Genomic DNA, 24,580 nt, shown 5'->3' with positions numbered 1-24,580 from the left:
CAAATGAAAAATCAAAGTGTAAAAAATAACATCGACTGGATAAGTGTTTTTATCTATACTGCGTTAGTAATATTAGGGTGGCTGAACATTTATTCTTCATCATTATTATCGACAGAAGGAACTTATCAAAAACAACTAATTTTTATTGGTTGTACTATTCCTTTAATATTCGTTGTTCTTTTTGTTGATGGAAAGTTCTATGAAAAATATGCCAGTATTATTTTTGGAGTTTCTCTATTATCATTGGCAGGATTATTTGTATTCGGAAAAACAATTGCCGGCCAAAGATGCTGGTACGCCATAGGCAGCTTTACCTTACAGCCCTCTGAGTTTGCAAAAGCTGCAACTTCATTGGCGTTAGCGAAATATTTAAGCGATACTCAAATAAATCTAAAAGACGTAAACAGGCAAATTCAGGCTTTAGCTATTGTATTTCTACCTGTATTATTGATTTTACCACAACCCGATCCGGGAAGTGCTCTTATTTACAGTATTTTCATAATTGTATTATACAGAGAAGGTTTGCCGTCATGGTATGTATGGACAGGTTTTATAACCATTTTATTATTTGTCCTGACACTCGTTTTAGAGCCTTATGTTGTTATTTTAATAGCCTTTGCGGTTCTTATGATCATTCATTTCAAAGGAAGGGTTGTAGACCGAAACATCATTTTAAGCGGCTTAATATTGCTTGGTATATCAGCCTTTGTTTTTTCTGTAGATTATGTTTTTGATAATGTTTTCAAGCAACACCATAGAGACCGTTTTAATATTTTACTAGGAAAAAGTGTCGACATGAAAGGTATCGGGTACAATACTAATCAGTCGGAAATTGCGATTGGATCCGGGGGCTGGATTGGAAAAGGTTTCTTGGAAGGAACTCAGACCAAAGGAGGATTCGTACCAGAGCAACATACCGATTATATTTTTACAACAGTTGGTGAAGAATGGGGCTTTGCTGGTTCGTTTGTGGTGATTGCACTTTTTGCCGGCCTATTTTTACGGGTTATTTATTTAGCAGAAAGACAAAAAACAAAATTCAGCAGGGTTTACGGCTATTGTGTTGCCGCTATTTTATTCACGCACTTTTTTGTAAACATAGCAATGGTTATCGGAATTTTTCCAACAATTGGAGTACCACTACCCTTCTTTTCTTATGGAGGTTCCGGACTCTGGGGATTTACCATTCTATTGTTTATATTCTTGAAAATGGATGCGAATAAGGTAAATGAATGGTAATCTTAAAAATTCAATTTTAGTAGCCAAAGCTTCGGAATCAAATTCCAATGAAATGATTTTCGAATCCTGAAATTACTAAAAGAACTTAGGTTCTTCCAGATATAAAAAAAGTCCGAAGTTTTAAACTTCGGACTTTTTTTATATCTGGAATGTAGCCTTATATCTTTTCTATTGGTCTTTTCTTTAACAGTTTAAGCAACACAGGAAAGGTAGATATAATTATAATAATTACGATAATATATTCTATGTGATGTTTTAGATCTATTCCTTGCTTTAAAAAGACACCGTATAAATAATGTCCAGAAAAAATTAATATAAAGGACCATAAAAAAGAGCTCAACACATTAAAAAACATAAACTTCTTTTTATCCATAGAAACAATACCCGCTATAATTGGAGCAAAAGTTCTGAAAATTGGTAAAAAACGCGCGTATATGATTGCCTTTCCGCCGTATTTTTCAAAGAAATCTTTTGATTGCAACAAGTACTTCTTTTTAAACCAAAAAGTATCTTCTTTCTTAAATAAATAATAACCGCTTTTAGCACCAAACCAATAACCTGTCATATTTCCTAAAACACCCATAATAGCTACTAGTGTTGAAAGCAAAAAAACATTGATAAAATCACTCGGAATATAAACAACATTTTGAACTAAATCGCGGCTGTATATCCCTGATAAAAAAAGCAAACTGTCTCCGGGAAGAAAAAAACCTGCAAAAAGTCCTGTTTCAGCAAAAACGATAAACAGTACTATGTATAAACCAATTTGAAAACCGCCGATACTTAAAGTTATATAAAATTCAGGGTTGACTAATTGAGTCCAATCAAAATTATTCATAAAATGAGTTTGGTTACATTTATAAGTTTGTGAAAGTAAGAATAATTTAGTTTAACCACAATAAATTACGGCATTTTAAAGATAAATTAACGATAAAGAAAGCCAAGCATTGGCTTGGCTTTCTAAAAAATATTAATCTCTTTCGTACTTACAACATGTATGTAAATTATCGTAATCTGTCTGGGTTGCTTTTACTTCTTTGGTATCGTGACCCACTTTTGCAATTGCTTTGTTTAAATCCTCAGGAGAACTCTTCTCTTCATTCAAAATAACTGTTAACTGATGTGAACTGATATCCCAGCTGGCCGTTTTTACTCCAGGCACACTAAAAGCCGCTTTTTCAATACGTTTTTTACATTGCTCACAATTTCCGTTAACTTCAGTCGTATATTTTAAATTCTTGTTCTTTTTAGTTTGAGCCTGAGCCGAAAAACCTAAAAAAGTGATCATTGCAATTAAAATTAAATTCTTCATTGTATTAATTATTTAGTGTTATTGTAATTGATTTTAAAATTGATATTGTATTTCTTATTTTATTTTGAAGCGTAATCCCGCATAATACATTTGTCCAAAAATTGGTGCGTAAGCTATAGAAGCATCAAAATTTGGTCCAAATGGATCTTCGGCACCTAAAATTGCTTTCTCCTGTTTATAATTTCCAATATTTTCTCCACCAATATATACTTCAAAAACTGGTGAAAAAACTCTTGTAATTTGAACATTCATAACAGCGTATGAAGGCGAAAATTCAGGAAACTGGTCTTCCACCGGATTCGATGCCGTATAAGGTAATTGTTGTTCTCCTGACCAATTAAAAGTATAATCAAACTTCCATTGTTTATCATCATTCATTGGAGTCTCATATTCTAAATTTCCTAAAAAACGATGTTTTGCCTGAAGCGGACGTTGAAAAGTTCCTTTCAAATAATCTGTTTGTATATCATAATATTTGTAGGCCGTTCTCAAATTCAGATTATGAATTAACTCGTAATTGAATTCCACTTGAAAACTATTGGCAAAAGAACTCCCCTTTAAATTATAAAACAAAACATCCTGCGGACTTTGCATTAAATCGACAACGGCCTGATTTTGGAAATCGGTTCTGTAAAAATCAAAACCAGCTTCGGCATTTTTATTAAAAAGTTTAAACTTCTGCGAAAAACTAACGCCGTAATTCCAGGCAATTTCAGGATTCAAGCCGTAAATTTTTCCATTATTATCTAATATTGAAAACGTTCTGGAACTTGCAAACAACTGTTGATTCTCTGCAAAAATATTTGCAGAACGTTTTCCTCTTCCGGCAGAAAAACGAATCACCCCATTCTCCCAAGGATTATAGCGCATGTGCAAACGAGGCGTTACAAAAAATCCCAGTCGATTATGGTTATCTACTCTCGAACCTAATATCAAACTGAAATTATCTGTATTATCATAGGTATACTCAAAGAATGCACCTACCGAATTATCAATTCGGCTATAATCTGTCACGTTCACAAATTCCTGATACTGATCGTAGGTAAAATTTAAACCTGTCGAGAATTTATGTTTCGTATTATTTATAATCGAATTGAAAATTAAATTCGAATAAAAACTATTCTGCTTAATGTCATAAAGATTTAATCCGAAATAAGAATTTTGATTATGACTATTAAAGGCGTTTTGAAAACCTATACTCTGATAAGGCATATCTTTAAAAACATAACCAATTTTAGTCGACACCTCAAAACGTTCAGTGTTTATTTCTGACCCCCAATGGTTGGTTGTTCCGCGATCTCTGTCTTTATCAAAATCAACTTCACCTGTTTGTTTTTTATCATTCATATATCTGAAATTGATAAAACTCACCAACCCACTTTCGGGATCATAATATTGATATCGGTTTAAAACATTGATTTGTTTCCCTAATGGATTATCCAAAAATCCGTCATTATTCATATCGTTTTTGGCAACGCGGGTATTTCCGTGAACAAATAAGCTCGTCGCCCATTTATCGGATATTTTTTTATTGAAGTGTGTATTCAATTCAAAACGGGCATCCGTAGATCCATAAGCATTTAGGAAAAACGGAATATCGCTCAGCGGCTTTAAAAGTTCCGTATTTATTTGGCCCGAAATACTTTCATAACCGTTAATAACACTCCCCGCTCCTTTTGTAATTTGTACACTTTCGATCCAGGTCCCAGGTGTAAATGATAACCCATATGCCTGAGAAGCGCCACGAACTGAAGGAATGTTTTCTTCCGTAATCATTAAATACGGACTTGTTAAACCAAGCATTTTTATTTGTTTGGTTCCTGTCAGAGCATCAGAAAAATTAACATCGATTGATGGGTTTGTCTCGAAACTTTCAGCCAGGTTACAGCAAGCTGCTTTTAACAATTCTTTGCTTGTAATTACGGTTGTATTGGATGTAAGTGTATAGGATTTTTTTATTCCTTTTTGCTTTTTAGTAACTTTTACTTCCTGTAAATCTTCTTGTGAAAAAACAGATACTGAAAGCAAAATCATACCAAAGAGCATGATATTTTTTTGCATAAAAAATGATTTTAATAGTAATTAGAAAACTGTTTTTCAAAGTTTATCTTCAAATCGAAAACTAAAACAGCACACCTCAAGCCACAAAAAGACTTGATTCTAAAACATTAAAATCAGGAGTAAAAAATATATTGATTGTATAATTTGAATAAAGGGGGCGCATTCGCATCAGAATAATACGAAATAATTTGATTGCTTTTAAAATTCGGAACAGACAAAAAAGCAATGGGTTGATATTCCTGAATTACTGCAGGAAAAGCAATTTGAAAAAAGAAAAATTTGAAAGTAGCATTATCCGATTTCTTTTCGATGTGTACTACTTTGTCTTTACAACAAGATGATTTTTTCTCAGTTGACCCACAACAGCTTTTTTCTGGAGCAGCCGCAGCAGATGTATTCAAGGAAAGAGAAGCTATTTCTCCTCCGCAGTAATGCACATCAAAAGCGAACCCAATGTTGGAAACCAACAATAGGAAAGCTAAAAATAATCCTGTGCACTTTTTTAAATTCATACTGCAAAACTATTTAAAAAACGGCAGAAAAGATTTAATGAAATGTTATTTTTTAAAATTTAGTTGCTGATAATAGAATGCAGGAATGAAAAGCAAAACAAATATGGGCTGAATAATAAATCTTCGTACATAAAAAAGCAGCCAGTTTGCGTCAGGAAAATAATTCAAAAGCACAAAAATGAACACGAAGAGTATTACCATAAAAAATACATAGAGAAAAGTACTAAACCTTAAAATCTCTTTATCCCGAAACAAGATATAGATAAGTATCAATGATAAAACAGTATTTAAAAAATATCGCAGAAAGAGTCCGCAGAAAAGTTTAAAAAAGTCAACTTGAGGAATTGGTGAAGTTTTATAATTCATCTCAAAATACTCTAGAAACGGATCATAAAACAATTCCCTTTCAAAGGTTCTGATTAATCCAAAACATAACACTATAAATATTGTGGTTATAATTTTAACCTTATGCTTCATTAAATTACTTTGCATATTTTGAAAATTTATTAACCCAAAATACCCATAAGGTAAAAACCAATCCGTAAATAATTAACGGGAATAAAACGCCGTGCAAAATATGCACATTTTCAGGAAAATAGAATAATAAAACGGTCAAAACTGCAATCCGAATAACATTTAAAAGATATATTAAAACGCTACCCGTTATTATAAAAAGTACAGTCGTTTTTAATTTTCCGGAAAAAGCAATAATAAATGAGACGAACAAAATAATAACACTTATTGCATTGCAGCCTTCTACAATTCTAATGGTGTATTTTTTATTATACCAAACTTCAAAATAGGGATGGAATAAGTTTTTTTGAATACTAATATCACAATTTAAAAACCGCATTAGCTGCTCAACATTATGACTAACAATAGCCGTTAATCCATCAACATCATTGGCCGCAAAATTATTTAAATAAAACTTATAAAGTAAAGTCAATACAATATAAGCCGAAAAGAAGGTACCTATAAAAACAAGAAAAGGCTTAAATTGTATTAAATATTTTTTCAAGAGATTTTTTTTTCAAATTTATGTATTTTTTGAGACTAGCTTTAAATACTTTTGTATAAAAATTTTTACATCATGACATTTCAGGATTTACAACCAAAAATAAGCGCTATTGTTACTGATAACAACGCAGAAAGAGACGAAAAATTATTGGCAATATGTCAGTTATTAAACGAAAATATAGAATACTATAACTGGGTTGGTTTTTATTTTGCGAATCACGAAAACAAAACCTTACACTTAGGTCCTTATGTTGGAGCAGAAACTGACCATACTGTAATTCCTTTTGGAAAAGGCATTTGTGGACAAGTTGCAGAAAGCAATGCTAATTTTGTTGTTCCGGACGTAGCTGCTCAGGACAATTACATCGCTTGTAGCTTTACAGTAAAATCTGAAATTGTAGTTCCTTTATTTGTAAATGGAGTGAATATTGGCCAGATTGATATCGATAGTCATGTTATTGATCCGTTTACCGAAGCTGATGAAAGATTTTTGGAATTTGTAAATCAAGAGGTTGCCAAATTGTACTAAAAATAATACATTTGCGCATCTTGGCTTAACAGATTTATGAAACCATTTTTACATACACTATTTTTTCTTTTACTTTCGACTAAATTATTCGCGCAATCTCTTTCAGAAAGCAAAGTAACTTTTCTTGATTCCTGCTGGGTGGAAGGCTCTGCTGAAAACTACAAGTACATTAGAATTGTTGAAGATTATTATACAGATAAGAAATCATATCTCTACAAAGAATACTACAAATCCAAAGTATTAAAATCTATTGGAACAACTTTAGACAGAGATATTATTAAAAAAGACGGCCAATTTATTTCTTATTATGAAAATGGCAACAAACAGTCTAATGTAAATTTTGCAAAGACAAAAAAATCAGGAAAAGAATTCAACTGGTATGAAAATGGAAATATAAAATCTGAAATTGAATATTTTGAAAACAAAAATGGAGATATTGAATACAAAATCAATAACTTCTGGAATTCCAAAAAAGAACAAACAATTGCAGACGGAAACGGAGATTATGCTGACACAGAAGAATATTCAGAAGAAAGCGGAAAAGTAAAAAATGGCTTTCCAGATGGTATCTGGAAAGGAAAAAATCTAAAAACGAAATCCACTTTCACTGAAAACTATGAAAATGGAAAATTAGTTTCGGGAGTTACAATAGATTCTTTAAGTATTGAGCATCCCTATACGGTAAAAAATCAACCTCCAAGTCCGAAAAAAGGTATTAATTCCTTTTATAGCTATATTGGAAAATCAATGTATATTCCTATTGAAGCCAGAAACAAAGTTTACGGAAAGATGTACTTAACTTTTATAGTAGACAAAGAAGGGAATTTGGTTGAGCCAAAAATAATTAAAGGACTTGGCTATGGTTTGGACGAAAGTGCCATTAGTGTAATTAAGGGTGCAAAAAAATGGATTCCGGGAACAATTAGAGGTGTCCCTGTACGAGTTTTATATTCACTTCCTATAACAATTGCAAAAAATGGGTACTAAAAAATTTATTTTTCGAAAAAAAAGTATTATTTTTGCACCCGTCTTACAAAGGATGTACGACATACATAAAAATCATTAAATAATATTGGAATGTATTTAACTAAAGAAAAGAAAGAAGAGATTTTCGCTCAACACGGTGCTGCAACAAACACTGGAAGCGCAGAAGGTCAGATTGCATTGTTCACTTACAGAATTTCACACTTAACTGAGCACTTGAAAAAAAATCGTCACGATTACAACACTGAGCGTTCACTTGTACTATTAGTAGGTAAAAGAAGAGCTTTGTTGGATTACTTGAAAAAGAAAGAGATCAACAGATATCGTGAGATTATCAAAGTATTGAATATCAGAAAATAATCAATATAGGAAAGAGGTGCGAAAGTGCCTCTTTTTTTATTTTAAATTAAAAATCACATTTTTAGATTTTTAACTTTACAAACGCATAAATATTGATTTTTGAAATTGATATTGACATTAAAAAAAGTTTGGTTTTTCATTGGGTTTTAGAAACAACAACTACACACACAACAACTACAACACAACTAAAACCCATTGTATAACCAATAAGGAAAAATTATGATTCCACAATTATTTGTAGAAAAGATCGATTTAGGTGATGGCAGAAGCATCACAATCGAGACGGGTCGTTTAGCTAAACAAGCAGACGGTTCGGTAGTAGTAAGAATGGGCGACACGATGATACTTGCAACAGCAGTATCTGCACGTAGCGCTAACCCAAATGTTGATTTTTTACCGTTAACGGTAGATTATCGCGAAAAATTTGCTGCAGCTGGTCGTTTCCCAGGAGGTTTCTTCAAAAGAGAAGCTCGTCCAAGCGATAGTGAAGTATTAACAATGAGATTAGTAGACCGTGTTTTACGTCCGCTTTTCCCAGACGATTACCATGCTGAAACACAAGTTATGATTCAATTAATGTCTCATGACGAAGAAGTTATGCCAGACGCATTAGCTGGTTTAGCTGCATCTGCAGCATTAGCTGTTTCAGATATTCCTTTTTATAACTTAATTTCTGAAGTACGTGTTGCACGTATTGATGGAAAATTTGTAATTAACCCAAGCAGAACAGAATTAGAAAAATCAGACATCGATATGATGATTGGAGCTTCTTTAGACTCTGTTGCTATGGTTGAAGGAGAGATGAAAGAAATTTCAGAGGCTGAAATGGTTGAGGCAATTAAATTTGCTCACGAAGCTATTAAAGTTCAAATTCAGGCGCAATTGCGTTTGCAAGCTGCTTTTGGTAAAAAAGAAATTCGTACTTACGAAGGTGAGAAAGAAAACGAAGAAATTTACAAAAAAGTAAAAGCTGCAGCATACGATAAAATTTATGCTATTGCAAAAGTTGGTTCAGCTAAACACGAAAGAACTGCTGCATTTGCTGAAGTAAAAGAAGAAGTAAAAGCTTTATTTACTGAAGAAGAATTGGCTGCTGATGGTGATTTAGTTTCTAAATATTTCTACAAAACTAACAAAGAAGCTGTTCGTAATGTAGTATTAGAATTAGGTGTTCGTTTAGATGGTAGAAAAACAACAGATATTAGACCAATCTGGTGTGAAACTGATTACTTACCAAGAGTTCACGGTTCTTCTTTATTTACACGTGGAGAAACTCAAGCATTGGCAACAGTAACTTTAGGAACATCTAGAGAAGCTAACCAAATTGATTCTCCATCTGAACAAGGTGAAGAGAAATTCTACTTACACTATAACTTCCCTCCTTTCTCTACTGGTGAAGCAAAACCACTAAGAGGAACTTCAAGAAGAGAAGTTGGTCACGGAAACTTAGCTCAAAGAGCTTTAAAAAATATGATTCCTGCAGATTGCCCTTATACAATTCGTATTGTTTCTGAAGTTTTAGAATCTAATGGTTCTTCTTCTATGGCAACAGTTTGTGCTGGAACAATGGCTTTGATGGATGCTGGAGTTCAAATGGTAAAACCAGTTTCTGGAATTGCTATGGGATTAATCACTGACGGTGAGAAATTTGCTGTATTGTCTGATATTTTAGGTGATGAAGATCACTTAGGAGATATGGACTTTAAAGTAACTGGAACTGCTGACGGTATTACAGCTTGTCAAATGGACATCAAAATTGATGGTTTACGTTACGACATTATGGAGCAAGCTTTAGGGCAAGCACGTGAAGGACGTTTACACATCTTAGGAAAATTAACTGAGACTATCGCTGCTCCAAGAGCTGACGTAAAAGCTCATGCACCAAAAATCATTACCAGAACTATTCCTGGAAACTTTATTGGAGCATTAATTGGACCTGGTGGAAAAGTAATTCAGGAATTACAAAAAGCTACAGGAACTACTATTGTAATCAACGAAGTTGATGAGCAGGGTGTTATCGAAATCTTAGGTACAGATCCTGCCGGAATTGAAGCAGTATTGGCTAAAATTAAGTCAATCACTTTTAAACCACAAATGGGAGAAGCTTACGAAGTAAAAGTAATTAAAATGTTAGATTTCGGAGCTGTAGTTGAATACACTGCTGCACCAGGAAACGAGGTTTTATTACACGTATCTGAACTAGCTTGGGAACGTACTGAAAACGTTACTGATGTTGTAAACATGGGTGATGTATTTGAAGTGAAATATCTTGGTGTTGATCCTAAGACAAAGAAAGAAAAAGTGTCAAGAAAAGCGCTTTTACAAAGACCTCCACGTGAGGAGAAAAAAGAGTAATCAGATCTTAGTTTACTAAAGGTTTATTCATAGAAAACCCCAATTCATTTATTTGAATTGGGGTTTTTCGTTTAAAAGAATAAATATTTTATTACAATTTAACATTTCGGACTATACTTTGTTATATTTTTTTTAATACTTTTGAAATCACCAAAATAAATTAATCAAACCGTACAATCCTTTGAAAAATTATCAAAAAAAGTTAACAATCCTAACATTCTTTGGATTATTACTAAACATTTGCTCAATACACAGTCAAACAAGCAAGGAAATAGAAGTGTTTAATTTGTATGACAAAACTGTAGGAAAAGAAAATCTAGACATCAACAACGGAATATTATATACTGACCCTTTCCGGACTTCAGACGGTCATATCTATTATATCGATGATAAATTTGAAAAAGGTTCATTGTCTTATGAAGGACAGACATACTACGAAACTGCTCTTAAATATGACATATACAGAGATATTTTGATTTTGAATCCGCATGGCGCTTCCGATTTATTAGGAATAAGTGTTATCAAAGAAAAAGTCCAGTCTTTTTCAATCTATAACCAAAAATTTGTCAATCTAAACAAGGAGCAATTCAATTTACCCAATTTCACCTCGGGTTATTATGAAATTGCAGAAAATAGCAATGACTTTGTTTTTTACATCAAGTACAGCAAATTAATGCAGAAAAAAGTTAGGGAAGACGGAATTTATTACCAGTTCAAACCAAGCAGTACTTATTACTTATCATATCAAAAAAACTTATACAAAGTAGATACAAAAGGCGAAATACTAAAAATATTTCCAGACCTAAAAAAACAAATAAATGAGTTTTATTTAATGAATAGAGATATTAGAAAATCTGATCCTAATCAATTCATGAAAAATCTGATGAAATATATTAATAACTCTCTTTCAAATCAAAATAAATAAGACTAATGAAAAAAATTATACTCGCCTTAATTATTTTACTGTCCTTTAATTTTTCATTCGCTCAGGATTCAAATGAAAAACTAACTATAACTTTTAAAGATCAAAATTTAGTAACAGCAATAAAAACAATTGAATCCTCCACATCTTATAAATTTTACTTTGATCCAACTTGGATTGAATCAAACAAAATTTTAATTTCCGAAAATTTCAACAATGCAACAATTGATGAAATATTAAATAAACTTTTAGCCAAAACAGATTTAAATTATGTTGTCTTAAAAAACAAAGTAATCTTAACTCTAAACAATACTATTCACGAAAAGTTACCGGGTAACTTTTTTACAGATGCACCTCCCGAAACTGTAAATGATCAAAACGATGATTCAGAAAATCCAATTTTTTACAAACAATTAGATACTTTAAGTAACTATAGTGTAACAAAAAAATCGGCAGTCGTTTTTATAGGAAAAGAAAACAAGGACATCACGAAAAAGAATTTCACACTGACTGGTACCATTAAAAATGAAGAAACTGGTAAGCCAGAGCCAAACATATTTTTAAAGGTAAAAAATAAAAACATCAGCACTTCTACTGATTTAGACGGACATTACAGCTTACAATTACCAAGAGGAGTAAACGTTGTTGAAATAAAATCTTTAAGCCACAAAGAAATTACAAAAACGGTTATTGTATATGATAACGGTAATTTAGACATCGATATTAATGAGAAATCAAATCAACTGGATGAAGTTGTAATTAAGAAAAAAGGACAAAAAACTACAGAAACCGTTATATCAGGATTGGTCTCCATTGACATTGAAGGAATGAAAAATGTTCCATTAATTCTTGGAGAAAGAGATATACTAAAGGTAGCAACAACATTTCCCGGTATTAAAACCACTGGAGAAGGATCTGCAGGTTTTAACGTAAGAGGTGGTAAAGAAGATCAAAACTTAATTCTTCTTGACAATGCTGTCCTTTATAACCCACAGCACTTTTTAGGTTTTTTCTCTGCAATAAACCCTTATACAGCAAAAAAGGCAGATATTTACAAAGGAAGCATTCCAGCTGATTTTGGAGGAAGACTTTCCTCTGTATTTGACATTACGACAAAGAATGGGAATCCAGAAAAATTCTCTGGAGAAGGTGCTATAGGCCCTGTTACCTCAAACTTAAGTTTTGGCCTCCCAATACAAAAAAATAAATCAAGCATTCTTTTTGGTGCCAGAGCAACTTACTCGGACTGGATATTAAAAACTTTAGACGACGAAAACCTTAAAAACAGCCAGGCTGGTTTTTATGACGGGATTCTGAAATACAACAATGCTATCAATAAAAACAATAATTTAGAAGCTACATTGTATTACAGCCACGATCGTTTTAGCGTTAGTTCAGACTCTATTTACAAATACAGCAATAGGTTGGCTTCTGTAAAATGGGATCATACATTTAGTAAGAGACATAAATCTGCTCTTCTTTTTACAAACAGCGAATACAAATTCAACATTGATTATGATACTGACGATATCAATTCATTTGATTTTGGCTATAAGATTAACGAATCGCAATTGCAATTAAAATTCAATTATGCTTTTAATGAAAAACATAATTTTTCTTACGGAATTGCAAGCAAATTATATAACATTTCTCCAGGATACCAACATCCTACTAACCCAAATGCTACATTAGTCCCTACTGATATAGCAAAAGAAAAGGCACTGGAATCTGCTGTTTATTTTGGTGACAATTATAAATTAAGCGAAAAATTACTTGTTGATTTAGGTGTTCGATATTCTTTTTATGCTTCATTAGGAGAATCTGATGTGAATTTTTATCAGGAAGGATTACCTTTGAATGACGCAACAGTAATTAGAACAGAACATTACGGCAACAATGAGGTTGTAAAAACATACGGAGGATTTGAACCTCGTTTAGCTGCGAGATATTTCTTTGCTGAAGATTTTTCTATAAAAGCAAGTTATGACATGACAAGACAATACATTCATCTTTTGTCTAGTAACGTTACACAATCGCCAACTGATACCTGGAAATTATCAGATGCAAATGTAAAACCTCAAAGCGCGCAACAGGTATCCTTAGGATTATACAAAAATCTTAAAGATGAAGAATATGAATTGAGTCTGGAAGGTTATTACAAAAGATCTAAAAACATTCTCGATTATAAAGTTGGAGCACAATTATTATTAAATGAAAATGTAGAAACTGAACTTTTACAAGGTGAAGGAAAGGCCTACGGAATTGAGTTCTTAGTTAAGAAACAAGTAGGGAAACTAAACGGCTGGATTGGATACACCTATTCCAGATCTCTTATAAAATTAGATAGCCAATTTAACGAAGAAAAGGTAAATGGAGGTAAATATTTCGCATCAAATTTTGACAAACCTCATGACTTTAGTGCTGTCTTAAATTATAAATTTACAAAGAGATATAGTTTCTCAACCAACTTTTTATACCAGACCGGAAGACCAATTACATTCCCTATTGGTACATATAATTATGGAGGAGCGGAATACACTCTTTATAGCGACAGAAATAAATACAGAATTCCAGATTACATTCGTTTAGATATCGGAATCAACATTGAAGGAAACCATAAGATAAAAAAACTAGCTCATAGTTTCTGGAATATATCTGTATTCAATGTATTAGGCCGCAACAACCCGTATTCAATTTATTTTGTAACAGATCCTAGCGGTAAAGTGAAGGGATATAAAACATCTATTTTTTCTATTCCTGTTCCTAGTATTACTTATAACTTTAAATTTTAATTTCCCAACGGATTCAAAAATCATGAAAACAATATATAAAAATAAATACGCCCTCCTTCTATTACTGAGTCTTTTTTTGAGCAGCTGCACAGAGACTTATGTATTACAATCAGATACTTATGAAGAAGCTCTGGTTGTTGAGGCAACTATAACTAATGAATTAAAAAAGCAAGAAGTTAAACTATCTAAAACTGCTAAACTTGAAGATGACGGTGTTGTAAATGAAACTGGAGCTACAGTAACAGTTAAAGACGACCAAGGAACTGTATTTAATTTTAAAGAAGATAACGGCATCTATGTATCAGAAGCCGACTTTCAAGCTGTGCCTAACAGAATTTATACTTTAGAAATAAAAACCAAGGACGGTAAAGTATACCAATCGTCAAACGAAACCCTTACTACTGAAAATCAAATTGAAAGCGTTATTCCTACAGTTGTTACAGACAGCAAAGAAGGAAGAGGGGTTCAAATTAGAGTAAACAACTATGATCCGAGCAATACTTCAAAATACTACAGATACGAGTATGAAGAGACCTACAAAATTATTGCGCCTGTATACCGTCAGGAAAAATTGGTAGTTACAGGCCCTCAAACAGTTGGACTAGAGCCTAACGATCCTAATACCAGAGTGTGTTACAGTACTAAAGCCTCAAATGATATCATCTTAACCACTACAACAAATTTGCAAGAAGATCGCGTTAACTTTCCTGTTCGTTTTATCAGTGATCAAAATTATATCATCAGCCATCGTTACAGCATCCTGGTGAAGCAATACGTGCAAAATTTAGAATCCTATACCTTCCGTAAAACGATGAAAGAAATTTCTAGTTCGGCTAGTGTATTATCTCCTAAACAGCCAGGTTTTATCAACGGAAATTTAAAATGTGTTTCTAATACTGGTGAAAAAGTAATTGGCTTTTTTGAAGTTTCATCTTTTTCATCAAAAAGAATATTTTTTAATTACTCTGATTTATTTCCTGGAGAAACACTTCCGCCATACTATACAGATTGCACAGAAGAAGAATTTAAATTTTGCTTTGGCTTTAGTATGCCTACTCCCTGTCGTGGAAATGTTTTAATTGATAGAGTTAATTCTCATACTATTACATATAAATACAATATAGAATCCAGTTTTTATTACATGGTTCCTGTAGAATGTGGCGATTGCACTTCCTTTTCATCTAACCAAATACCTTCATTTTGGACAAATTAAAACACCTTATATTATTGTTTGTATTAATTAATACGCAATTAACCAGCGCACAATCGATCGTTGCTTTAGACGAAACGGTATTTATTCATGCAAATGCAACTACCTTTGTTTCAGGAGAGAGCTTATTGTACAAAATATATTGTCTGAAATCTTCAGACAAAACGCCGAGTATCATTAGCAAAATTGCTTACATTGAACTTGTTGACAGTGATAAAAATTCGGTTTTTAAAACTAAAGTCGCCTTAGAAAATTCTTATGGGCAAGGAGACTATTTCATACCAACAAATTTAAAAACAGGAAATTACAAACTGATTGGCTATACTGATTGGATGCTAAACAAGTCAACCGCAGATTTTTTTCAAATAGACATTACAATCATTAATCCGTTTAAGACAAGCGAAAAAGAAACTGTATCAAATGCGACACCCAACAGCAGCAGCAATATAGCCACGAACGGAAACCAATCGACTCCAACAGAAAAGAGCATTACTAATGAGAATGTAAAATTCAATCTTAACAAAAAAAGCTTTGGCAATCGCGAATTAGTATCTTTAAAAATCGAACCTGTCAATCCAGTTTTTAAAGACGGGAGTTACTCCTTATCTGTTAGAAAAATAGACAATTTGCCGGCTCAAAATCAAATTGCAGCGGCCAATTTTTCATCTTTCAGTAAAAACAATACAGTTGCACTTTTGAGTCCGGATTCTAATATTATTTTACCTGAAATTAGAGGTGAAGTTATTTCTGGTAAAATTGCTTCAATAAATGGTAGTGATAAAGTCGAAAATATTACAGTTGCACTATCACTTCCTGGCAAATCATTTGCTTTTAAAGCAGTTAAAACAGACAGTAATGGAAAGTTCATTTTTAGCATAGACAAAGCAAATTACAACAATGCCATTACAGTACAAATTATTGATGATAACGCATCTCGTTATACTCTTTCGGTAGATGAATTGCCTAAAATAGATTATTCTAAATTAACATTTAATGCAGATTCTCCGTTATCTTATGTAATAAAAGAAAGCCTGGTAAACAGATCAATATCAAGCCAAATAGAAAATGCTTACTATCACAAAAAAACAGATAACATTGTCAAAGCACCAAGCTATGATCCATTTTATTATCCGATAGCAAAAGAATATGTTTTAGATGATTATACACGATTTAAAACCTTAAAAGAAACTATAACTGAAGTTGCGACAGAAATATATCATAAGCAAAAAGACGACAAAGTTTATTTGCACGTAAATGATCCTAGTGTTTTCCCACAACTACCAGAAGCTGCATTAGTACTTGTTGATGGATTATATTTGGAAAATCAGAACGAATTGATGACCTACAACATGAAAAATGTATATAAAATCGAATTAATTGTAGGACGATATTATGTTGGGGCGAAATCATTTAACGGAGTAATTATTTTTTCTACTTTCGACAAAGATTTCAAAAGCACTCAAAAGGCAAGCTCAATTGTAAATACTTCCATACTAAGACCACAGTTAAAAAAAATATATAATAAAATTGATTATACTAATATTGCTGACAACGAAAGAATTCCAGATTTTAGAAACCAATTGTTTTGGAATCCAGAAGTAAAACTAAACAATGAAAGCAATAATACATTCTATACTTCTGATAATTCAGGTTTATTTGAAATTGTCCTTGAAGGATTTACAAAAAATGGCTTACCAGTTTCTTTAAAAGAAATAATTGAAGTAAAAGATTCCTTAGTAAATTAAAAGCTTAAGAAAATCAATAAAATTCCCGTTTCAAAATTTTTGAAACGGGAATTTTTATTTTTTTTTCAAATTATTGTAACCTTTTTGAAACTTCTTACGTATAACCATTTGTACACTTTAAAAATAAGGAGACAAGAAAATGAGACAACTTAAAATCACCAAGCAGGTAACCAATCGTGAAACTGCATCGTTAGATAAATATCTACAAGAAATCGGAAAAGTTGACCTAATTACCGCTGATGAAGAGGTAGAATTAGCACAAAGAATAAAGGCTGGTGATCAAAGAGCTTTAGAAAAACTTACAAAAGCCAACCTACGTTTCGTAGTATCGGTTGCTAAACAATATCAAAATCAAGGATTAACGCTTCCTGATTTAATTAACGAAGGAAACTTAGGATTAATTAAAGCCGCTCAACGTTTTGATGAAACACGTGGTTTCAAATTTATCTCTTACGCAGTTTGGTGGATTCGTCAATCTATCCTTCAGGCTTTGGCAGAACAATCCCGTATTGTTCGTTTACCATTAAACAAAATTGGTTCTATCAATAAAATCAACAAAATGTATGCGTTATTAGAGCAATCTAATGAGCGTCCGCCTTCTGCTGAAGAAATTGCAAAAGAACTTGACATGACTGTAAATGACGTAAAAGAGTCTATGAAAAACTCTGGTCGTCACTTATCAATGGATGCACCTCTTGTTGAAGGAGAAGATTCTAACCTTTATGACGTTTTACGTTCAGGTGAATCTCCAAACCCAGACAGAGAATTAATTCATGAATCATTACGTACTGAAATTGAACGTTCATTAGAAACATTAACTCCAAGAGAAGCTGATGTAGTTCGTTTATACTTTGGCCTTGGTGATCAGCACCCAATGACATTAGAAGAAATTGGAGAAACTTTCGACTTAACTCGTGAACGTGTACGTCAGATTAAAGAAAAAGCAATCCGCAGATTAAAACATACTTCAAGAAGTAAAATTCTTAAAACTTATTTGGGATAAAACCCCACAAAATCCAATATTAGAAATTCCAAATCCCAATTATTTTATTGGAATTTGGAATTTATTGCGAAACTGCCTATATTGGACCGTAAAGCAAACAACAGTTTGATTGACTGTTCGTTTTTTGATTGATGATTGAAACTCCGGCTGATTACCGGAGTTTTTTATTTGCTACTATTTTCTACCACAAAGTTCATAAAGTTTTTTTCTATTGAAATGTTGAAAGCACAAAGTTCACAAAGCTTTCTGACCTTATAATTTCAACAAGCTTATAAAAAATCTTTGCGGCCTTTGTGTAAATCTTTGCGGCCTTTGCGGTTAAATTTCAATCTAAATAATAAAAAATTTATCTTTGCCAAAATAACACACAACTACACAAAATGAAGAATACACTTATTGCTCCTTCTGTTCTTGCAGCCGATTTTGCCAATCTACAACGTGATATCGAAATGATCAATAACAGTCAGGCTGATTGGTTTCACATTGATATTATGGACGGAGTTTTTGTGCCGAATATCTCTTTTGGAATGCCGGTTCTAGAAGCGATTTCAAGACACGCTAAAAAAACAATCGACGTACATTTAATGATAATTGATCCAGACCGCTACATTAAAACTTTTGCTGATTTAGGTGCCAATATTCTAACTGTACATTATGAAGCTTGCACACACTTGCACAGAACACTACAGGCTATTAAGGCTGAAGGAATGAAAGCAGGAGTTGCAATCAATCCTCACACGAATATTGATTTATTAGAAGATGTTATCAACGACATTGACTTAGTACTTATTATGAGTGTGAATCCTGGTTTTGGAGGGCAGTCATTCATTGAAAACACTTATACTAAGGTAGAGAAACTAAAAGCTTTGATTACTCGTAAAAATGCATCGACTATTATTGAAATTGATGGCGGCGTAACTAGTAAAAATGCTAAACAACTAGTAGAAGCCGGAGCAGATGTTTTAGTCGCTGGAAGTTTTGTTTTTAAAGCCGAAAATCCAACTCAGACTATTGCAGAATTAAAAGTCCTTACTACTTTTTAAGTTTTTTAAATTTGGGAAGAAATCAATTCCGGTCATTTTTTCCAAAGTTTCAATTGGAACAACGAAATCATAAATTGACTTATCGCTATCTTCATTCGGAACTAAAAAGGAAATTGCTTTATGCTCCTTTCCAGATTTAGCCAAAATGATTTTATAAAAATACTTAGGGACAGCAACTTTTTCTGTCCCTATTTTTTTGTCTGAATCTTTCAGAATCCCACCTGTTACGACATAAATATCGTTATACTTTTCAGCCCAATAACGGGTTTTCTGCTCTAATCTATTCCAGATTCCGCTATTAAAATCATGCTTTTGGGGTGAAATATTTGAGGTATAAAATGTATCTGTATAGGCATCCTTATTAAACTCCATATCACCAGCCGGACAAAGATGCCCTTTGTCATAGCCAGACTTTTTATAGTTTCTCCAATCTGCAGAACCGGTTACTACTTTTGGATCTTCAATAAAATAAGGCCTTTTAAAATCATTATTTGTGAGATATTCCTTCTTTAATTCATAGGCAACCCATTCGGCTTGTTCAAATTTCTCATTATACGAAAGTGTATAGTATTTATGCTTTACAATTTGTTTAGTCGTTGACGTTGGCAAATAAGCAAAAGTATAAATTGAATCTGCATGGGTCTGATTGGTGACAAAATTTGATTCCGTTTCTTTTAAATCCTTATTGGCAGTGCTTTCTGTTATTTCTTTTTTACAGGAAACAGAAATCAAAACGATCAAACCTAATAAAATACAATTTCTCATCTACACAATATCTTTAGTTTATTAAACTTACAAAAAAAGCGCTCCAAAAAATAAACTTTTTTGGAGCGCTTAATAACAATATATTTTCTAAAATTAAGATTTAACTAATTTATCTTTTTTCATTTTAGGACTAACGCTGTTCTTTACCAAACCTTTAGTTTGTAAATCATCCAAAACATTTAATGCTTCTTCAACATAAACGTCTTTAGCTAACGCCTGATGCCATGCTTCTCTTTTTTCTTTTAGTGTTGCATCGCTGTTCATCTCAAGCTCTTCATAAGGCAAAGATTTAAAGACTAAATTGTTTTTGTAATCTGAAATTGGCTTATATTTTTTACCTTCATTTTCAACTTGCTCTTGAGTCGCCTTAAAACTATTAATATTTAAACTATAGGTATTTTCTTTGTTTTTAACATCAATCCATTTAGCATTATCCTCAATTAATTTAAACTGAGCATTACCTGCAATTCTACTTCTGCTGTTTGCAATCGCCTGATTAAATTTCTCATTTGAAGTCCAGGTATTATAATCAGCAGGATCTATTTTATCCCATGGCATTGCGTTATCAATATCACGTTCACCCATTTTTAAGTAAGCATAACGATCTGGCATTACCACGTCACTATGGACACCCTCTAACTGAGTTGATCCACCATTGATTCTGTAGAATTTTTGTCCGGTAATTTTCAAAGCGCCTAAATCACCATAATTAGCATTACGAACAAACTGATTTAAATCTAAAACGTTTTGTACAGTACCTTTTCCGTAAGTTTGTTTACTTCCAATAATTACTCCACGCTTGTAATCCTGAATTGCAGCAGCCAAAATCTCTGAAGCCGAAGCTGAGAAACTGTTTACCATAATCACTAGTGGTCCGTCCCATTCGATTTTTTTATCTTTATCGTATAAAACTTCTTTCTTTTTACCAGCAGATTTCACCTGAACAATTGGTCCTTCTTCAATAAACAAACCAGCAATATCAACTACCGTAGATAAAGATCCACCACCATCATCACGAACATCAAGAACGATTCCGTTAATATCTTCTTTTTTCAATCTTTCTACTTCAAGAGCAATATCTTTTCCGGCATCGCGGCCATCTTTATTTTCAAAATCAATATAGAATTTAGGCAAGTAGATAACACCGTATTTCAATCCATTTCTTTCTACAATACTTGATTTAGCGTATGTTTCTTCAATTTCAACTACATCTCTGATAATTGAAATTACTTTAATAGTACCATCTACTTTTTTAACTGTAAGTTTTACTTCGGTTCCTTTGTGACCTTTAATTTTTTTCACAACATCATCCAAACGCATACCTACAACATCCACAGGCTCCTCGTTTCCTTGTGCTACCTTCAAAATTAAATCTCCAGCTTCAAGCTGTTTTCCTTTCCATGCTGGTCCTCCAGAAATCAACTCATCGATTTGAGTAAAATCATTTTTCTTAGTTAATCTAGCTCCAATACCTTCTAATTTCCCACTAATGTTTACATCAAAACGGTCTTTTTCTTCAGGTGCAAAATAACTTGTGTGCGGGTCAAAACGCGTCATGATTGAATTTACGTAAACAGAAAACCAATCTTCTTTGTTTAGATCTTTAATTAAACTGAAATTATCATCCAAAGATTTTAAAGAACTCTCACGAGTTTCTTTTTCTAAAGTTTCAAAAGATTTTGCTTTGTAAGCAGGATCTGTTTTCTTTTTATCTTCTTCTAATTTTTGTTTTGTAACAAGAGATGAAAGTGTAGATAATTTAATCTGTTTTCTCCATCTTTCGTTAATCTCCGTTGCATTTTTAGCATAAGGAATATGCTCATAATCTGCATTAAAAGTCTCATCAACATTGTAATTGAAAGGTTGTGCCAAAATCGTTTTGTAACGTTTTTTGCTCTCTTCCATTCTCTTCATCAATCTGGTATAAGTCAAATTGAAAAACGTCAGATCCTTATTCAAAAACTGGTCATCTAATTGCAGCTCATATTGCTTAAATTCATCAATATCAGACTGTAAAAAGAACCTTTTTGAAGGATCTAAAGCATCAATATAATCTTTAAAAATTCCTTTAGAGAACTCATCATTTATTTCTGCAGGACTGTAATGTCCTTTTTCAATAACAAATGCAAGTAATTCTAAAAGTGTTTTATCTCTATTTGGGTCCGGATCTTCTGACTTATCTGCATTTATTTTAAAAGCAAATAAGGTTAATGACAAGCATAATACGGCTATAAGTATTTTATAATTTCTTTTCATAAATTTAATAATAGCATTCATCAATTTTTTAATCTAAGTTACGGTAAAAACTGTGCCATGAAAGCCAAGTTCACTATAATTTTTTGTTAAAGATATAAAAATGTTTAATGCACGAAAACGTTCTTTAATTTAGTTGACAATTTTTATTTATTTGTTAGTATTCTACCAAAATCTGTTACTACATTTGCTTTAACAAGCTTTAATTTTGACAATTCACAAATGACATCCACGCATGAAAAATGAAAAACCTTTGATATTAGTTACTAATGACGACGGAATTTTAGCACCCGGAATCAGAGCTTTAATCAGTGTTATGGAAACGATTGGCGAAGTAATCGTGGTTGCCCCGGACAAACCTCAAAGTGCAATGGGACATGCGATAACCATCAACAATACTTTATTTCTGGACAAAATTTCAAAAGAAAATGCAAAAACTACTGAATACAGTTGTTCGGGAACACCGGTAGATTGTGTTAAACTGGCCGTAAATGAAATCCTGCACCGAAAACCCGATCTGTGCGTTTCAGGAATCAATCACGGTTCAAATTCTTCTATAAATGTAATTTATTCAGGAACAATGAGCGCCGCAGTTGAAGCAGGAATTGAAGGCATTCAGGCTATTGGTTTTTCTTTATTAGATTTTGACTGGAACGCCGATTTCGAACAAATTAAATCATTTGTCAAAAAAATTACTCTTGAAACACTTGCCAATAAATTACCGGCCGGAGTAGTTTTAAATGTTAATTTTCCGAAATTAAAAGAAAAAGAAATAAAAGGAATTAAAATTTGTCGTCAGGCAAAAGCTTATTATGCTCAAAAATTTGACAAACGCCAAACACCTTACGGAAAAGATTATTACTGGCTGACAGGAAAATTCACAAACGAAGATAAAGGCGAAGACACTGATGAATGGGCTCTTGAAAATGGTTACATTTCAGTCGTTCCCGTACAATTTGATTTAACAGCACATCATACTATGCAACAACTTAATACCTGGAAATTAAATGAATAAAAAAGACATTGTTATTGGTTTTGTTATCGGAATTTTTACTGCACTTCTTGGCAGTTATTTGTTTATCACATTCTTTACCACTTTTGATCTTTCGTCCGGAATTCAGACCATCAAACACTATGGTTATTTAGGAAAAATAATCACTTTAGGCACTCTTTTAGATCTTGCTGTATTTTTAATTTTATTAAAAAGAGATAAAGAATTAATGGCTAGAGGTGTTGTTTTGGCCGTGATTGTCTTAGCAATTTCGACTTTGTTTATTTAAATCTTATCTTTGCATTGCAAAAATAATTTCTGTGTTTAAAACAGAAACTACTGTCAAAAAAAATCATATGAAATATTACATCATAGCTGGTGAAGCTTCCGGAGACTTACATGGTTCTAATTTAATGAAAGCATTATATGAGGAAGATCCTCAGGCAGAAATTAGATTTTGGGGAGGTGATTTGATGCAAAAAGCCGGAGGAACTTTAGTTAAACACTATCGCGAATTGGCTTTCATGGGTTTTGTTGAAGTTATTTTTAATCTGAAAACCATTTTAAGCAATATTACTTTTTGCAAAAAAGATATTTTAAACTTCAAACCTGACGTTATCATATTTATTGATTATCCTGGTTTTAATATGCGTATTGCAAAATGGGCTAAAGAGCTGAATTACAAAACACACTACTATATTTCACCTCAGATCTGGGCCTGGAAAGAAAACAGAATAAAAGCCATCAAACAAGATGTCGACAAAATGTTTGTGATTTTGCCTTTTGAGAAAAGCTTTTATGAAGACAAACATAACTTTCCAGTAGATTTTGTTGGACATCCTTTGATTGATGCTATCCAGAATCAGCCTCCTTTTGATGAAGCCGTTTTTAGAAAAGAAAATCAATTGGGAGACAAACCTATTATCGCACTTTTACCTGGAAGCCGCAAACAGGAAATTACTAAAATGCTTAGTGTAATGCTTAGTGTTGTTTACGACTTTAAGGATTATGAATTTGTAATTGCAGGTGCACCAAGTCAGGAATACGATTTTTATAAGCAATTTATTTCTAACGAAAATATCGCATTTGTTTCGAATAAAACTTATGATTTATTACGTTCTTCTACCGCTGCTTTGGTAACTTCAGGAACTGCAACTCTAGAAACCGCTCTTTTTAAAGTACCTGAAGTGGTTTGTTATAAAGGAAGCAATATCTCTTATCAAATTGCAAAACGAATTATTACGCTAAAATACATTTCTTTAGTCAATTTAATTATGGATCAGGAAGTTGTAACGGAACTAATTCAGGCTGATTGCAACACGAAACGTATTAAAGAGGAACTTCAAAAATTACTTGAACCTCAGTATCGCGAAAAACTTCTTAAAAATTATGATATTTTAGAGCAAAAATTAGGAGGAGTTGGCGCCAGTAAAAAAACGGCTAAACTAATTGTAGCTGATTTAAAACAACTTTAAATTTTTCTTGTT

General features: G+C 32.6%; 22 protein-coding genes. 14 read left to right on the top strand and 8 right to left on the bottom strand.

All coding sequences use genetic code 11. The features are described from left to right. Positions 1-3: 3 nt before the first annotated feature. Positions 4-1,239: a rod shape-determining protein RodA gene (gene rodA, locus BUA98_RS04355; RefSeq protein WP_072970379.1), complete on the top strand. Its 1,236-nt coding sequence runs from the start codon at positions 4-6 to the stop codon at positions 1,237-1,239. Positions 1,240-1,396: 157 nt separating this feature from the next. Here rodA and BUA98_RS04350 read toward each other — a convergent pair whose 3' ends face one another. The 6 genes from BUA98_RS04350 to xrtF form a co-directional block, all read right to left on the bottom strand. Beyond that, positions 1,397-2,077: a DedA family protein gene (locus BUA98_RS04350; RefSeq protein WP_072970378.1), complete on the bottom strand. Its 681-nt coding sequence runs from the start codon at positions 2,075-2,077 to the stop codon at positions 1,397-1,399. 132 nt (positions 2,078-2,209) lie between these two features. Then, on the bottom strand, positions 2,210-2,551 hold the full coding sequence (locus tag BUA98_RS04345) for a heavy-metal-associated domain-containing protein (protein ID WP_072970377.1): 342 nt from the start codon (positions 2,549-2,551) through the stop codon (positions 2,210-2,212). A gap of 54 nt (positions 2,552-2,605) precedes the next feature. Then, a complete protein-coding gene (locus BUA98_RS04340) occupies positions 2,606-4,612 on the bottom strand; it encodes a TonB-dependent receptor plug domain-containing protein (RefSeq protein ID WP_072970376.1) in 2,007 nt (668 codons plus the stop codon). Between the two features lie 113 nt (positions 4,613-4,725). Beyond that, complete coding sequence (locus BUA98_RS04335) at positions 4,726-5,124, bottom strand: HYC_CC_PP family protein (protein ID WP_072970375.1); 399 nt, start codon at positions 5,122-5,124, stop codon at positions 4,726-4,728. A 45-nt stretch (positions 5,125-5,169) separates the two neighbouring features. Continuing rightward, the gene (locus BUA98_RS04330; protein WP_072970374.1) at positions 5,170-5,616 is read right to left on the bottom strand and encodes an exosortase F system-associated membrane protein; all 447 of its coding nucleotides are present in this window, start codon (positions 5,614-5,616) and stop codon (positions 5,170-5,172) included. Further along, a complete protein-coding gene (xrtF, locus tag BUA98_RS04325) occupies positions 5,606-6,142 on the bottom strand; it encodes an exosortase family protein XrtF (RefSeq protein ID WP_072970373.1) in 537 nt (178 codons plus the stop codon). Before xrtF ends, BUA98_RS04330 begins: the two co-directional genes overlap by 11 nt. Before the next feature lie 72 nt (positions 6,143-6,214). Here xrtF and BUA98_RS04320 point away from each other — a divergent pair, with 72 nt between their 5' ends. The 10 genes from BUA98_RS04320 (at position 6,215) to rpe (ending at position 19,084) form a co-directional block, all read left to right on the top strand. After that, on the top strand, positions 6,215-6,670 hold the full coding sequence (locus BUA98_RS04320) for a GAF domain-containing protein (RefSeq protein WP_072970372.1): 456 nt from the start codon (positions 6,215-6,217) through the stop codon (positions 6,668-6,670). A gap of 36 nt (positions 6,671-6,706) precedes the next feature. Continuing rightward, positions 6,707-7,657, top strand: coding sequence for an energy transducer TonB (locus BUA98_RS04315; protein ID WP_072970371.1), 951 nt, complete (start codon positions 6,707-6,709; stop codon positions 7,655-7,657). 90 nt (positions 7,658-7,747) lie between these two features. Further along, on the top strand, positions 7,748-8,014 hold the full coding sequence (rpsO, locus tag BUA98_RS04310) for a 30S ribosomal protein S15 (RefSeq protein ID WP_026983900.1): 267 nt from the start codon (positions 7,748-7,750) through the stop codon (positions 8,012-8,014). 219 nt (positions 8,015-8,233) lie between these two features. Then, a complete protein-coding gene (locus BUA98_RS04305) occupies positions 8,234-10,369 on the top strand; it encodes a polyribonucleotide nucleotidyltransferase (RefSeq protein ID WP_072970370.1) in 2,136 nt (711 codons plus the stop codon). A 181-nt stretch (positions 10,370-10,550) separates the two neighbouring features. Continuing rightward, positions 10,551-11,294 carry a hypothetical protein gene (locus BUA98_RS04300; RefSeq protein WP_072970369.1) on the top strand — a complete coding sequence of 248 codons (744 nt, stop codon included), beginning with the start codon at positions 10,551-10,553 and terminating at the stop codon, positions 11,292-11,294. Between the two features lie 5 nt (positions 11,295-11,299). Continuing rightward, on the top strand, positions 11,300-14,083 hold the full coding sequence (locus tag BUA98_RS04295) for a TonB-dependent receptor (protein WP_072970368.1): 2,784 nt from the start codon (positions 11,300-11,302) through the stop codon (positions 14,081-14,083). Positions 14,084-14,105: 22 nt separating this feature from the next. Next, entirely contained in the window at positions 14,106-15,296 is a 1,191-nt protein-coding gene (locus BUA98_RS04290; protein ID WP_072970367.1) for a DUF4249 domain-containing protein, read from the top strand. Then, on the top strand, positions 15,284-17,038 hold the full coding sequence (locus BUA98_RS04285) for a hypothetical protein (protein WP_072970366.1): 1,755 nt from the start codon (positions 15,284-15,286) through the stop codon (positions 17,036-17,038). Before BUA98_RS04290 ends, BUA98_RS04285 begins: the two co-directional genes overlap by 13 nt. A 139-nt stretch (positions 17,039-17,177) precedes the next feature. Continuing rightward, positions 17,178-18,041 carry a sigma-70 family RNA polymerase sigma factor gene (locus tag BUA98_RS04280; protein ID WP_007804760.1) on the top strand — a complete coding sequence of 288 codons (864 nt, stop codon included), beginning with the start codon at positions 17,178-17,180 and terminating at the stop codon, positions 18,039-18,041. Positions 18,042-18,421: 380 nt separating this feature from the next. Continuing rightward, positions 18,422-19,084 (top strand): ribulose-phosphate 3-epimerase, encoded by a 663-nt coding sequence (rpe, locus tag BUA98_RS04275; RefSeq protein ID WP_072970365.1) that lies wholly within the window; start codon positions 18,422-18,424, stop codon positions 19,082-19,084. Here the strand turns inward: rpe and BUA98_RS04270 are convergent. Both BUA98_RS04270 and BUA98_RS04265 read right to left on the bottom strand, forming a co-directional pair. Beyond that, on the bottom strand, positions 19,061-19,849 hold the full coding sequence (locus tag BUA98_RS04270; protein ID WP_072970364.1) for a DNA/RNA non-specific endonuclease: 789 nt from the start codon (positions 19,847-19,849) through the stop codon (positions 19,061-19,063). The two genes, rpe and BUA98_RS04270, sit on opposite strands and share 24 nt — an antisense overlap. A 93-nt stretch (positions 19,850-19,942) precedes the next feature. Beyond that, complete coding sequence (locus BUA98_RS04265; protein ID WP_072970363.1) at positions 19,943-22,126, bottom strand: carboxy terminal-processing peptidase; 2,184 nt, start codon at positions 22,124-22,126, stop codon at positions 19,943-19,945. A gap of 211 nt (positions 22,127-22,337) precedes the next feature. Between BUA98_RS04265 and surE the strand changes: the two genes are divergently transcribed. The 3 genes from surE to lpxB all read left to right on the top strand — a co-directional run bounded on the left by surE (position 22,338) and on the right by lpxB (position 24,568). Next, positions 22,338-23,117: a 5'/3'-nucleotidase SurE gene (surE, locus tag BUA98_RS04260; protein WP_072970362.1), complete on the top strand. Its 780-nt coding sequence runs from the start codon at positions 22,338-22,340 to the stop codon at positions 23,115-23,117. Continuing rightward, entirely contained in the window at positions 23,110-23,382 is a 273-nt protein-coding gene (locus BUA98_RS04255) for a hypothetical protein (protein ID WP_072970361.1), read from the top strand. The genes surE and BUA98_RS04255 overlap by 8 nt, the downstream gene beginning before the upstream one ends. 67 nt (positions 23,383-23,449) lie before the next feature. Further along, a complete protein-coding gene (lpxB, locus tag BUA98_RS04250; RefSeq protein WP_072970605.1) occupies positions 23,450-24,568 on the top strand; it encodes a lipid-A-disaccharide synthase in 1,119 nt (372 codons plus the stop codon). Positions 24,569-24,580: the final 12 nt, after the last annotated feature.

Origin of the sequence: Flavobacterium saccharophilum (assembly GCF_900142735.1) — a bacterium.
GTDB classification, from domain to species: Bacteria; Bacteroidota; Bacteroidia; order Flavobacteriales; family Flavobacteriaceae; genus Flavobacterium; species Flavobacterium saccharophilum.
The sequence above is the reverse complement of the archived record's forward strand: the minus strand, read 5'-3'. Positions and strand labels throughout refer to the sequence as shown.